Raw genomic sequence first — 11,917 nt, 5'->3', positions numbered from 1 at the left:
GCTCGACAGGTCGAACAGGAGCCTAGGCACTTTTTCCAGCGCCATCGCCTTGCCTTCGATTGCGAGATGTGGAATTCGCACCAATCTGGCACGACCGAGTTCTACAAATGCGACCGAACATGCGGTCATTCCCAATCCTGAGCTGGCTGTCTACAATGACGATGGATGCTGCTAGATCAGGTCTTCTCTCCAGAACGACGTATCGACATGCCGCGGCAAATTCCTCCTCCTGAACGCTCAAAGGTACCTTGACCTCCCTCCGAGGAGTTCCCGCCATATTCGGGTCCCATATGAACGATCGGCAGCGAGACACCTGATGCAGGTTCATGTTTTGAATTTCTAGTGGCTCGCGCACTTGGTCGACCTCTTCGCACCCGGCAACACATCCGTGCAAACGCCATCGTACTTCGGCAGCTAGGCCTATTGTTTCTCCGAACGTCGGATGCGGATGAATGGTTTTGCTGATATCAATTGCATCGGCGCCCATCTCGATCGCCGACAGGTTCTCCGATCATGTCGCCAGCCTGCGGGCCAACAATCACACCGCCGATGATCCGGTGAGTCTCTTGGTCGATGATTAGCTTGGTCGGCAAACTGGCCTTTCTGGCCGGTCAACGCAGTGTCCCGGCAGACGCAGGCTCCTGGCCAGTTGCATAGCCGCATCACATTCGGCGCTTTGGGGGGTGACGGCTGCGATTTCGGCACAAAATGCCGGGGGCGTTATGAGAATAGGCAAAGACAAACTGTACGAGGCACGACGTTGTGGTGTTTGGTACAAGAGGGTTTTGCCTTGACTTCACCGGCCGCGAAGCGCGGCTCTTTGGTCACTTGTTGTGGGCACAATCAACGAATTGGGCGAGATCTCTGCTCTCGCACCATGCACGGCTTGCTTGGCAGCGATGCACCGCATCTTTCAAAATTTCATTGATCTCCTAGCGACCGCAGAAGATCTCCAAGACTTCTCCAAAGCCATGGCGGACACAGCGACCGCTTTGGACCTATCGTGTTTTGCCTATCTAGCCCTCCAGCACTCAAGCAAAGTCAAACCGCGCCTAATCTCTACATATCCATCGCGGTGGGTAGCACACTATCTACGAAATAATTATCAAGTGCTTGATCCCGTCATCGGAGAAGCTCTTCGAAGCCCCGAGCCCTTTCGGTGGGGGGTTAATTTCAACTCGAAGTTCACATCGAAAGCACAGCATCGGCTTTTCGAAGAGGCCGCGGAATTCGGAATCCGATTTGGCTTTACGGTGCCCATTCACGACGGCCACGGCCCCATCGCTGCATTGACCTTTGCCGTGGACCAGAACCGCCCGCAATTCGAACGGTTCATTGAATCGCATGAACGCGCTCTTCAGCTTATGGCGATGTATTTCCATGCTCATACCCGCCGAAAGCTGGTGAACGTAGACGATATAGAGGGGGCACGCCTGTCACCGCGTGAGTTCGAATGCTTGGAGTGGGCAGCTCGGGGCAAGAGCGCTTGGGAGATTGGTTGCATTCTCGGCATCTCGCGCAACACAGTTGCCTTCTACCTAGAAGGCGCGAAGAAAAAGCTTGGTGTTCGGACGATTGTGCAAGCGGTAGCCCGCTTAGCCGCTGTGAAAAGAAAACAGCAAAATTAGGGGCGCAGCCCCCTACAACTACAGGTACTGACTTAAGACGCGTGATCCGCTCCAAAGGTGACGATGTACACCGTTGGAGGGACTATGATTCAGCTAATCACACCGTCCTTATATGGACAGTTCGCCGAGACACTTGCCGAAATGCATCGGTTACGGTATCGCGTTTTCAAACTTCGCATGGCATGGGACGTTCAAACCAGCGGCGACATGGAGATCGACGATTTCGATGCACTGCATCCCGCTTACCTAGTCCAGCTATGTGACAACGGGCAGGTGCAAGGTTCCGTACGCCTTCTCCCGACACTTGGCCCGACCATGCTTTGCGACACCTTCCCTACGCTTCTCGAAGGTCAACCTGCGCCGTCAACTCCTCTCGTTTGGGAAAGTAGTAGATTCGCGATCGATGTTGCTGCCGATGCCCCGAAGGGGGATCACGGTCTTACTCGTGCTGTTTACGAGCTATTTGCGGGAATGGTAGAGTTCGGGCTCTCAAGACAACTCACTGACATCGTTACCGTCACAGACGTCCGTATGGAGCGAATCCTTAGACGAGCGGGTTGGCCCCTGCGGCGCATTGGCAATCCTTCCGCAATTGGCAACACCTTAGCCGTGGCGGGTTACCTCGAGATCTCGCGCGATACCCTGGTCACCCTTCGTAGAGCCGGCGGGCTTTCGGCACCGGCCCTTTGGACGCCAGTAATTTTCGCGGCCGCGTAGAACAATGCAGGCCAGTACGATATGCCCGTTCCCGCCTAGAGCGGGGACGCCGCGTCTTGCGGTTCGCTACCGAGCTATAAACATGACGGAAATTGAAACTAGGAACGGTCAGCGGAACGCGGCGAGAGCTGTTGACCTGCAACAGCTTCGACTTGCGGTTGCCGCTTCTGACCATGGAAGTTTTCGACGAGCCGCAGAGGCGCTTTCAATCAGACATACCGCGTTCAGCCGTGCTATCGTCCAACTCGAGCACCTCGTGGGAGCTTCACTGTTTGAGCGTTCAAGTGGGGGAATCAAGCCTACGTTGACCGGCAGCGCAGTTTTGCGCATTGCACGACTGATTCTGGAGCAGGTCGATATGCTCGTTGACACCGGAAGGTCCGGTGGTCGCGGCGATACTGGGCATCTTGTCGTCGGCTTCTTCACATCCATGTCCACCGGCAATTTGCGAGCGACGATAGGTGAGTTTAAGAAGCTGTTCCCCGGGCTTGAACTGGCAACGATGGAACGCTCACACTTCCGTCTGATGACTGCCCTCCGTAGCGGAACCGTCGACGTTGTCGTTAGCCCTGGACGTTTACCTTCAAAGGACACAAGATCACTATTGCTCTGGAGCGAACGCATCCTGATCTCGTTGCCGCAGGATCACTGCCTTGCGGCACGCGAGATCATCTATTGGACCGATTTGCGTAACGAAAAGATCCTTCTAAGTGAATATGATCCAGGACGAGAGCTCGAGGATATCTTGATTTCGAAGCTGGTACTGGCCGACGATCGGCCCAAGGTAGAACGCCATGACGTAAGCCGTGGCATTATCAAGAGTCTGACGAGTATGGGCATGGGACTTAGTCTGGCTATGGAATCGGATATTGGTGCAAGCTTCACTGGCCTTGTGTACCGGGAGTTGCAGGACGGAGCGGGACCAAGCCGGGTGGACTTCTATGCGCATTGGCGCGACGACAATGAGAATCCGGCTCTGAAGCGTTTCCTCAATCTGTTGGCAGAACGCTATCCCTCACCCTCGCCGGCTCTTGGGGAATGACCAGATCGTCTCGCTTTTGCAAATCCACGGTCCGTGGCCATAAAGCGCGCCAGCATGGGCGCGATCAGCTTTGCCGGGTCGATACGCTGCCCACTTTCGCGCGCCAAGGCCTCTGCATAGGCGACGAGATCTCGATGCACTGACGCTGGAAGCTCAGTGGCGACCTTGACCGGCTTGTCGTCGGGCAGCGCTCCTATTCTAAGCTTGGGCATGGCGTTACCCTCCGTATGGCACAAGTATGAGGTCACGATTGACGAGAACGCGAACTGGAAAACCAGGTCGCACGGTCAGAGTAGGCTGGACGTTGAGACTGCGCCGAACCACCTGTTGTCCGGTTTGATTCAGCGAGTCCGAGGCGCCGTGTCGCAATGCCTGGATGATGGTGCTGTCGTTGCTATTGGTGTCGGAACCTGCTCCCATTTCCGTCCCGACTGCCAAGAACGTCGATAGCGCCGCAGCCTTGAACAGCTCGCCCCAGTGATTGTCGACCTGGTCTTCAAGGCCCGCATAACCAGCGCTGTCAGCGCCAGGCTGCCGCTCGAGAACGATGGAAAGTCCATTCGGCATGATCAGCCGCGTCCACACGAGCAGGACACGGGACTGGCCGAAGCTTACCTGGCTATCGTAAATTCCGATCAGACGCGCTCCCTGAGGCACAAGCAGAAAGCGTCCGGTCGGCGTGTCGTAGACATTTTCGGTCACCTGTGCCGTGATCTGCCCGGGCAGATCTGAGCGGATGCCGGTGATTAGAGCTCCGGGAATGACCGTCCCTGCCTGAACCACATACGGCGAAGCCGGTTTCGTGACGCGGTCCGGGCTTGTGGTACGGCGATCAACCGATGCATTAACGAAGGCAAGTTTGCGATCCTGGCCGTTCTGCCCAAAGCTATCGTCAGTTCCCGGCACGAATGATGAGGCGGCTCGGTCCGCGCTCGAAGCCTGGGCAGCTGCGGGTGTCGTCTCGCGAATATTGGTGGAAGCGAATAAACGGCTGACACGTGCGGCTTCGGTCTCCTGGTCACGACGCTGCTGCTCCTGATCGAAACCAGTCGTGGTCGTGGCTGGCGGCTGTCCCTGAGCAGCCAGGATTGGCCGGCCGAGATCACCAGGAAGTGGTGGGCCCAGCGAGGGCACTTGACGAGGGACGCTGGCATAGTCCCTCGGCAATTCGGCGAGGCCATCAGCGACGCTATGATGATCGGTGCTGTAGATCTCTTCAGCCGCAGGCCCGCGCGAGCGATTATTTTGGAGCGCCCAAAGCGCGGCACCCCCAACAAGAACCAATGCAACGGCAGCACCTCCCGCCAGGACCCTACGGGACAGCCGCGTGACGCGGGGATGATCTGCTCTTAGCCGGAAGCCCTGCGCCAATTCTTCTGACCTGTTCGGCGCGCCGGGCTGCCCGCTACTGTTATCGCTCTGAGGTGTGCTCATGACGACGGCCTCCCGTCGGTCCGGACAATCCGGACTTTCTGCTGGTGCTCGCCACCGAGCCGCAACTCCGCGGCAGCAAAAAGCCGGTCGACAATGAGGACGTTACCGTTGGCGCGGTAATTCACGATCTCGGTCTTGCCGTCATGACCAATGACGAAGAGAGGCGGCATCTCGCCTTGAACGATGCCCTGTGGGAACTCGATGTAGACCTTGCGTCCATCGTCATAAGCGGTGAGCGGTCGCCAGGGTGGTCCGTCGCCCTCAATGGCATAGCGGAAGCGACGCTGCGTCGGATCGGGCAGCACCGGCGTCAAAGCCACGGGCCGCCCCCTTCCCGGCCGGTCCTCCGGATAGTACCAGGCGACCGAAGGCATATAGGGTTTCTCGCGGGCGCGCAGCTCGATCAGGTATGTGCGCCGATCGGTGTTGACGACAAGATTGGTTTCGATCGACGCGCGCGTGGGCTTCACCAGAATATGGACACGGCGGGTATCTCCGTTGCCGCTTTCGGTATCGCCGACCACCCAACGAATGGTGTCGCCTGCCGCGACCGGACCCGATCCCGTCAGTTGTTCACCTTCCTCGAGCGCGATATCGGTGATTTGTCCGGGCGCGGCGTAAACCTGGTACAGCGCACCCGGACTGTAGGCGTAGACCTGTGCGGCGTTAAAATATCCCTTCTTGCGCGGTTCGACCCGAGCTGCACTGTTCGCCGTCTCGACCCGGCTCACCGGCTCGGTCTCTTCCTTAGTACCGGACTTGCCACCAAGGGCCGGTTTCCACGGTGGCGGGACATGAAGCGGCCGCGGCTTGTCGTCGGCAGGCACCGGCGGTGAAGGAAATGGCGGAACATCACTGTCGTAGCTGATTTCGGGCGGGGTGAACGTGGAGCAACCACCCAAAGCCGAAACGCACAGCAGCAGTGCCGGAAATATCGCTTTTCGGAACGCCGAACCATCTGATCTGAACGAGACGAAGCGGCTGCATGAAGCACGGCGCGGAGAAGCCAGATTACGAAATAACGTATTCACTGCCCCAACTCCTTCGACCAGTTGATGGCGTGGACGTAGACGCCGAGGGGGTTCTTGCGCAGCCGATCGGCATCGCGCGGCGTCTCGATCACGACGGAGAGAATGGCTGTCCAGCGCTCGGTTGAACTGAGAGAGCCGTTGTCGTAGGCCCGCTGAACCCACGCCACCCGAAAACTCTCCATCGACGCGCGAATAACGCTGGATACCTCGACCGACACCTGCACTTTGCCGAGCCTGGCAAAGGGATCATTGGTGCGGGCGTAGTCATTGAGGGCGGCGGCACCGCGATCGGTCGTGAAGTCATAGGCGCGCAGCCAATTCTGACGCAACACGATGGCGTCAGCCGGCAGGCCCCGGACATCTTCGATGAATCGCGCCAGGTGGTAGGCGATCTGCGGGTCGGTCGGCTGGTAGTCTGTATTGGCCGGTGCCACCCGCTGGGCCTGGCCAAGACGATCGACCTCGACCACCCAAGGCGTGATCGTGCCTTGGGTTGATTGCCAGACGAGACTGCCGGCGAGACCCGTCGACAGCGCGAGGCATCCAAATGCCATCAATCGCCAGTTTTTTGCCTGCACGCGGGCTGACCCGATACGGTCGTCCCAGACTTGCGCCGCTCTTTGATAGGGCGTGACGGGCTCAGGCGTGCGGCCGTAGTGAACGGAGGGACGTTTAAACATCAGTGGTTTCCTTCGGAGAGATCGATCGATGCGCCGCCTCCGCCATGGTCGCCGGAGCGAACGGCATGGGTGACGGCTGATGCGCCATGGCTGACGGTCTGGGCACGCTTCATGCGCCGCGCCCAATCGGGCGGACTATCCGTCGCGGTGTTCCCGGTCTCGGCGCCCCCTGTGGTTGGCGCGTGGTCAGCCGATTGAGCGCTATTACTGAGAGTTGCCGCTGCCCGGCGCAGCGGGCTTGCCACTGCCGAGAGCCCGGCATCGGCGACACCGCTGAGGCCGCCACTGCGATAAGCCGCAGATGCACCGCTTGTGAGCGCGGCGCCGCCGCGCGCGGCTCCTGCCATCGCTCCTCCGGCAAGCCCAGCTCCGCCCGCAGCCAGGCCCGCGCCTGCGACAACAATGCCGCCAGCAGCAAGGCCCGTTCCGACCGCGGCACCCGCGCCGAGCTGAGGTCCGCCGGACACCAAGCCGTTGGCGATCCCAGGACCAAAAATGCCGAGACCGAGCAGCGTCAATGCCGCGAGCACCAGCGCCATAGCGTCTTCGATGGTCGGCTGTCCGCCGTTGAACCCAGATGTGAACTGAGAGAAAAGAGTCGAGCCGATGCCAACGATAACGGCAAGGACCAGGACTTTGATGCCTGACGAAACAACGTTACCGAGCACACGCTCGGCCGCAAATGCGGTCTTGCCGAACAAACCAAAGGGGATCAGCACGAAGCCGGCGAGTGTCGTCAGCTTGAACTCGATGAGGGTCACGAACAGCTGGATCGCCAGAATGAAGAAGGCGAGCAGCACCACGACCCAGGCGAACAGCAGAACGACGATCTGGACGAAGTTTTCGAAGAAGCTGATGTAACCCATCAGACCGGAGATCGAGTCGAGGATCGGCCGGCCGGCATCGAGGCCAACCTGGGCAATTCGACCCGGTCGCAGGAAATCCGCGGATGACAGGCCTGTACCGGAGGCCTTCAGCCCGAGACCGGCAAAGCTCTCGAACACGATACGGGCAAGATTATTCCAGTTGCCGATCAGGTAGGCGAAGACGCCGACGAACAGCGTCTTCTTGACGAGCCGTGCGATCAGATCGTCGTCCGTCCCCCAGCTCCAGAACAAAGCCGCGAGGGTAATGTCGATTGCAGCCAACGTCGTTGCAAGAAAGCCAACTTCGCTGCCCAGAAGGCCGAAGCCAGAATCGATATAGCGGGTATAGGTATCGAGGAACTGATCGATCACGCCGGTGCCGGTCATGGCTTATTCACTTTCCGGGAGGGCCACCGACGGATGACCTTGCGGCATCCGGCTCTGATCCTTTAGTGGCAACTCAGATGGTTGGCTGGAGAGCGCGTCACTGCCAGCGGGAGCCGTCGCACTTCTCTTCTGACCGAAAAACCGGCGTCGGTTCTCAGCCCAGATCTGACGACAGTCGTCGTAGGTTGCTGTCTGTTCCGGCGTGACCGTTCGGCACCGCGCGAGACTGGAACCAATCGTGCCGGTGGTCTGTGGACCCGCCGAATTTGACGCCGCCTCATTGCCGTCACCGCGGAGCTGGATGGCGCATGCCGCCATCACCAACATCATGGATCCGGCCGCTGCGACAATTGGCAGTCGTTTGAACCTGCTGAACCCGCTCATCAATGAAACATCTGCACATTTGAGGATTGATAGCCCTGGCCCGGGGTCAGAAACCGCCGCAGCTGCTCGCGGCCCTGATCCTGCGCCGCCGCACGTTGAGCCGATTCAAGATTTTGCGCCCTGCCTTGCGCTGCAACGGTCGCCGTGAGATCGGCGAGTTGCTGAGCCTGAAGTGCAAGGATCTGGTTGCCGGCCTGCGTCGCCTGTAGGGCGCCGCTTGCGCCCTGGCTCGAAGTCACCAGCGCCGACGTCTGCGTGCGGTTGGTGTCGAGGTTGCTGACAACGCCGGCCTGCACACGCAAGGCGTCCTGCAGCGCGGCGACCGAGTTTTGCCAACGCGATTGCGCGTTGGTGATGAGTACTTGATTGGATTGACTGCCCGTCGCCGGCGCATAACTGGTCGAGAACGCGCGGTCGATCTGCTGCACATCATAGGCTATGCGCTGGGCCTGAGCGAGCAGTTGCTGGGTACGTTGGATCGACGATTGAAGTTGCTGCAGCGACGAGTATGGCAAATTGGCGAGATTTTTCGCCTGATTGATCAGCATCTGCGCCTGGTTTTGCAGAGACGTGGTCTGGTTGTTGATCTGCTGCAACTCGCGCGCAGCCGTCAGGACATTCTGGGCATAGTTGTTGGGATCAAAGACAACCCACTGCGCAGATGTCGGCGACACGGCAGCAAACGACAATGCGACAGCGCTCGCCGCCGCGAGAACGCAAAGACGTCTCATGATGATATCTCCAGATTACCCAGATTGGGGATGAGATCAGTGGCCCACGAGGCGTCGCGGTGTCGGAGCCAGGCGGGCACGAAGCCGTCGCGGCCATGTTCTGCGAGCAGCCGTTCGATTGAGGCCTGATCGATCTTGGAAGAGGCCGCAGTAAAAGCGAGCGCGACTTCGCCCAGACCCAACTCAAACATCCGATTGCCGCGGCGGGACTGGCAGTAGTAATCGCGCTTCGGTGTCGCACGGCTCAAAAGCTCGATCTGCCGGTCGTTGAGACCAAAGCGGCGATAAATCGCCGTGATCTGCGGCTCGATGGCCCGCTCGTTCGGCAGCAAAATACGGGTCGGACAACTCTCGATAATGGCAGGCGCAATCGCTGAGCCATCGATATCTGAGAGCGACTGCGTTGCGAAGATGACGGAGGCGTTCTTTTTCCGCAGCGTCTTTAACCATTCGCGTAACTGCCCGGCAAAGTCCTCGTCATCGAGCGCAAGCCAACCTTCGTCGACGATGAGAAGGGTTGGGCGGCCGTCGAGGCGATCTCCAATGCGATGGAAGAGATAGGCAAGTACCGCGGGTGCGGCGCCGGTACCGATCAATCCTTCGGTCTCGAAAGCCTGAACCGATGCTTCGCCGAGGCGCTCGAGTTCGGCATCCAGCAACCGGCCATAAGGCCCGCCGAGGCAATAAGGTTGCAGGGCCCGCTTCAGCGCGCTCGACTGGAGCAATACTGACAAGCCTGTCAGGGTACGCTCCTGGATTGGCGCCGAGGCCAGCGACGTCAACGCGGACCACAGATGGTCCTTGGCCTCGGGCGTGATCTCGATCTTTTCCCGCGTCAGGATCGCGGCGATCCATTCCGTCGCCCAACCCCGCTCGGAGGGGTCGTCGATCCAGGTCAGCGGCTGCAGCGCAACAGGTTCTGACGCATCGTCCGACAGCGCGCCACCCAGGTCATGCCAGTCGCCACCCATGGCGAGCGCAGCCGCCCGGATCGATCCGCCGAAATCGAAGGCAAAGATCTGCGCCCCCGGATAGCGGCGGAACTGCAACGCCATCAACGCCAACAGCACTGATTTACCGGCGCCGGTTGGCCCAACCACCAGCGTATGCCCGACGTCCCCGACGTGGAGAGAAAATCGGAAAGGGGTCGAACCCTCGGCTTTTCCGAACAGCAAAGGCGGTGCCGCGAAATGATGGTCCCTCACCTCGCCGGCCCAGACCGCCGACAGCGGAATCATATGGGCCAGGTTGAGAGTCGAGACCGGTGGTTGCCGAACATTGGCATAGGCATGTCCCGGCAGACTGCCGAGCCAGGCTTCTACCGCATTCACCGTCTCGGTCATCGCCGTGAAGTCGCGCCCTTGAATCGTCTTTTCGACCAGACGCAGCTTCTCGTCGGCGGCGCGCGGGTCGTCGTCCCATACGGTGACAGTCGCCGTGAGATAAGCTTCGCCGATCTGGTCCGAGCCAAGCTCCTGCAGCGCGGCATCGGCGTCCATCGCCTTGTTGTGGGCGTCGGTGTCGAGCAGCGTCGAGGCCTCGTTCGTCATCACCTCTTTGAGAATGGCGGCGATTGACTTCCTCTTGGCAAACCATTGCCGACGGATTTTCGTCAGCAGCTTGGTGGCATCCGTCTTGTCGAGCATGATTGCCCGCGTCGACCAGCGATACGGGAACGCCAGGCGGTTCAATTCGTCGAGTATTCCGGGCGTCGTCACGGTCGGAAACCCGACGATAGTGAGAACGCGCAGATGCGACGCACCCACCATCGGCTCGAGGCCGCCGGTCAGCGGCTGATCCGCCAGCAGCGCATCGAGATACATCGGGATCTCGGGCACCCGAACGCGGTGACGCTTCGTCGACACACAGGAGTGCAGATATGTCAGCGTCTCCGGGTCATCCAGCCAGACGCATTCGGGCATAGAACCCTCGACCAGCTGGAGCACCCGATCGGTGCGGTCGACGAATCCGCGCAACACCTCGCGGGCGTCGGCGTTCTCAGTCCGATCGCGGCCCTCATACAGAAACCGTTCCGCCCGCGCGGCGTCCTCAGCCGGTGGCAGATAGAGGAAGGTGAGGAAATAGCTCGACTCATAGTGAGCTCCCGCCTCCTCGAACTGGGCCTTTCGCTCGGCGTCGACCAGGGCGGACGCTACATCCGGAAACGTGCTTGCCGGATATCGGAATGCAGCATGGCGCTGAGCCTCGACAAAAACGGCCCAGCCGGAGCCAAGACGGCGCAAGGCGCTGTTGAGGCGACCAGCGACGGCGACGAGTTCGGCCGGGACTGCGCTGTCGAGATCCGGTCCGCGGAACCTTGCGGTGCGCTGGAATGAACCGTCTTTGTTGAGGACGACGCCCTCCCCGACCAATGCGGCCCAAGGCAGGAAATCCGCGAGGCGGGTGTTCGAGCGGCGATATTCGGCAAGATTCATCATGACCAGGAACTCAAATGCTGAGATGACCGGGGATGCGCAGATGACGGCGCACCACATCGACGAAGGCGGGATCACGTTTGGCAGCCCACACTGCGGCCGCATGGCCTATCGCCCAGAGCAAGAGACCTGCGATCCAGAGCCGCAGACCGAGACCAAGGGCAGCCGCGAGCGTGCCGTTGACGATGGCGACCGCCCGGGGCGCACCACCCATCAGGATCGGTTCGGTCAACGCGCGATGCACGGGCGCGACAAATCCGGAGACCGGCTCGTCCATCAGATCAAGACTCCGCCGCCGAACGAAAAGAACGACAAAAAGAAGCTCGATGCGGCGAAGGCGATCGACAGGCCGAACACGATCTGGATCAGCCGGCGAAAACCACCGGAAGAGTCGCCGAAGGCGAGCGTGAGACCCGTGACGATGATGATGATCACCGCGATGATCTTCGCGACCGGCCCTTCGACCGATTGCAGGATCTGATTGAGCGGCTGCTCCCACGGCATATTGGAGCCGGCAGCCAAAGCCGGAGCGGCAGTGAATAGAACCATTCCCGACACGGCGAGCGGCATCGCGCGTTTAGA

Annotated in this window: 13 protein-coding genes and 1 pseudogene; 3 read left to right on the top strand and 11 right to left on the bottom strand. The window is 60.0% G+C overall.

Annotation, left to right across the window (positions count from 1 at the left end):
• Positions 1–339 precede the first annotated feature (339 nt).
• Positions 340–587: pseudogene (locus ACM42_RS09150) on the bottom strand (dihydrolipoyl dehydrogenase); the annotation flags it as partial.
• Positions 588–899: 312 nt separating this feature from the next.
• On the opposite strand from ACM42_RS09150, the gene ACM42_RS09145 reads away from it, so the two are divergent.
• The 3 genes from ACM42_RS09145 (at position 900) to ACM42_RS09135 (ending at position 3,387) form a co-directional block, all read left to right on the top strand.
• Positions 900–1,628, top strand: a complete 729-nt coding sequence (locus ACM42_RS09145) for a LuxR family transcriptional regulator (protein ID WP_271527636.1) — start codon at positions 900–902, stop codon at positions 1,626–1,628.
• An 84-nt stretch (positions 1,629–1,712) separates the two neighbouring features.
• Positions 1,713–2,345, top strand: a complete 633-nt coding sequence (locus tag ACM42_RS09140) for an acyl-homoserine-lactone synthase (RefSeq protein WP_195787491.1) — start codon at positions 1,713–1,715, stop codon at positions 2,343–2,345.
• A gap of 82 nt (positions 2,346–2,427) precedes the next feature.
• Complete coding sequence (locus ACM42_RS09135; RefSeq protein WP_271527614.1) at positions 2,428–3,387, top strand: LysR family transcriptional regulator; 960 nt, start codon at positions 2,428–2,430, stop codon at positions 3,385–3,387.
• On the opposite strand, the gene ACM42_RS09130 is transcribed toward ACM42_RS09135, so the two are convergent.
• The 10 genes from ACM42_RS09130 to ACM42_RS09090 form a co-directional block, all read right to left on the bottom strand.
• Positions 3,354–3,599, bottom strand: a complete 246-nt coding sequence (locus tag ACM42_RS09130) for a DUF2274 domain-containing protein (protein ID WP_128918413.1) — start codon at positions 3,597–3,599, stop codon at positions 3,354–3,356. The two genes, ACM42_RS09135 and ACM42_RS09130, sit on opposite strands and share 34 nt — an antisense overlap.
• Before the next feature lie 4 nt (positions 3,600–3,603).
• Positions 3,604–4,821 (bottom strand): TrbI/VirB10 family protein, encoded by a 1,218-nt coding sequence (locus ACM42_RS09125; RefSeq protein ID WP_271527613.1) that lies wholly within the window; start codon positions 4,819–4,821, stop codon positions 3,604–3,606.
• A complete protein-coding gene (trbG, locus tag ACM42_RS09120; protein ID WP_271527635.1) occupies positions 4,818–5,756 on the bottom strand; it encodes a P-type conjugative transfer protein TrbG in 939 nt (312 codons plus the stop codon). Before trbG ends, ACM42_RS09125 begins: the two co-directional genes overlap by 4 nt.
• 92 nt (positions 5,757–5,848) lie before the next feature.
• Positions 5,849–6,532: a conjugal transfer protein TrbF gene (trbF, locus tag ACM42_RS09115; protein WP_271527612.1), complete on the bottom strand. Its 684-nt coding sequence runs from the start codon at positions 6,530–6,532 to the stop codon at positions 5,849–5,851.
• Positions 6,532–7,785 carry a P-type conjugative transfer protein TrbL gene (gene trbL, locus ACM42_RS09110; protein WP_271527611.1) on the bottom strand — a complete coding sequence of 418 codons (1,254 nt, stop codon included), beginning with the start codon at positions 7,783–7,785 and terminating at the stop codon, positions 6,532–6,534. The genes trbF and trbL overlap by 1 nt, the downstream gene beginning before the upstream one ends.
• A 3-nt stretch (positions 7,786–7,788) precedes the next feature.
• Positions 7,789–8,169, bottom strand: coding sequence for a putative entry exclusion protein TrbK-alt (gene trbK-alt / locus ACM42_RS38685; RefSeq protein WP_442868915.1), 381 nt, complete (start codon positions 8,167–8,169; stop codon positions 7,789–7,791).
• Entirely contained in the window at positions 8,169–8,900 is a 732-nt protein-coding gene (gene trbJ, locus ACM42_RS09105) for a P-type conjugative transfer protein TrbJ (protein WP_271527610.1), read from the bottom strand. The genes trbK-alt and trbJ overlap by 1 nt, the downstream gene beginning before the upstream one ends.
• The gene (gene trbE / locus ACM42_RS09100; RefSeq protein ID WP_271527609.1) at positions 8,897–11,338 is read right to left on the bottom strand and encodes a conjugal transfer protein TrbE; all 2,442 of its coding nucleotides are present in this window, start codon (positions 11,336–11,338) and stop codon (positions 8,897–8,899) included. The genes trbJ and trbE overlap by 4 nt, the downstream gene beginning before the upstream one ends.
• A gap of 10 nt (positions 11,339–11,348) precedes the next feature.
• Positions 11,349–11,612 (bottom strand): VirB3 family type IV secretion system protein, encoded by a 264-nt coding sequence (locus tag ACM42_RS09095; RefSeq protein ID WP_271527608.1) that lies wholly within the window; start codon positions 11,610–11,612, stop codon positions 11,349–11,351.
• Positions 11,612–11,905, bottom strand: a complete 294-nt coding sequence (locus ACM42_RS09090) for a TrbC/VirB2 family protein (protein ID WP_271527634.1) — start codon at positions 11,903–11,905, stop codon at positions 11,612–11,614. Before ACM42_RS09090 ends, ACM42_RS09095 begins: the two co-directional genes overlap by 1 nt.
• Between the last annotated feature and the right edge of the window lie 12 nt (positions 11,906–11,917).

Source organism: Bradyrhizobium sp. CCBAU 25338, assembly GCF_028128965.1.
In the GTDB taxonomy this organism is placed as follows: Bacteria; Pseudomonadota; Alphaproteobacteria; order Rhizobiales; family Xanthobacteraceae; genus Bradyrhizobium; species Bradyrhizobium liaoningense.
The sequence above is the reverse complement of the archived record's forward strand: the minus strand, read 5'-3'. Positions and strand labels throughout refer to the sequence as shown.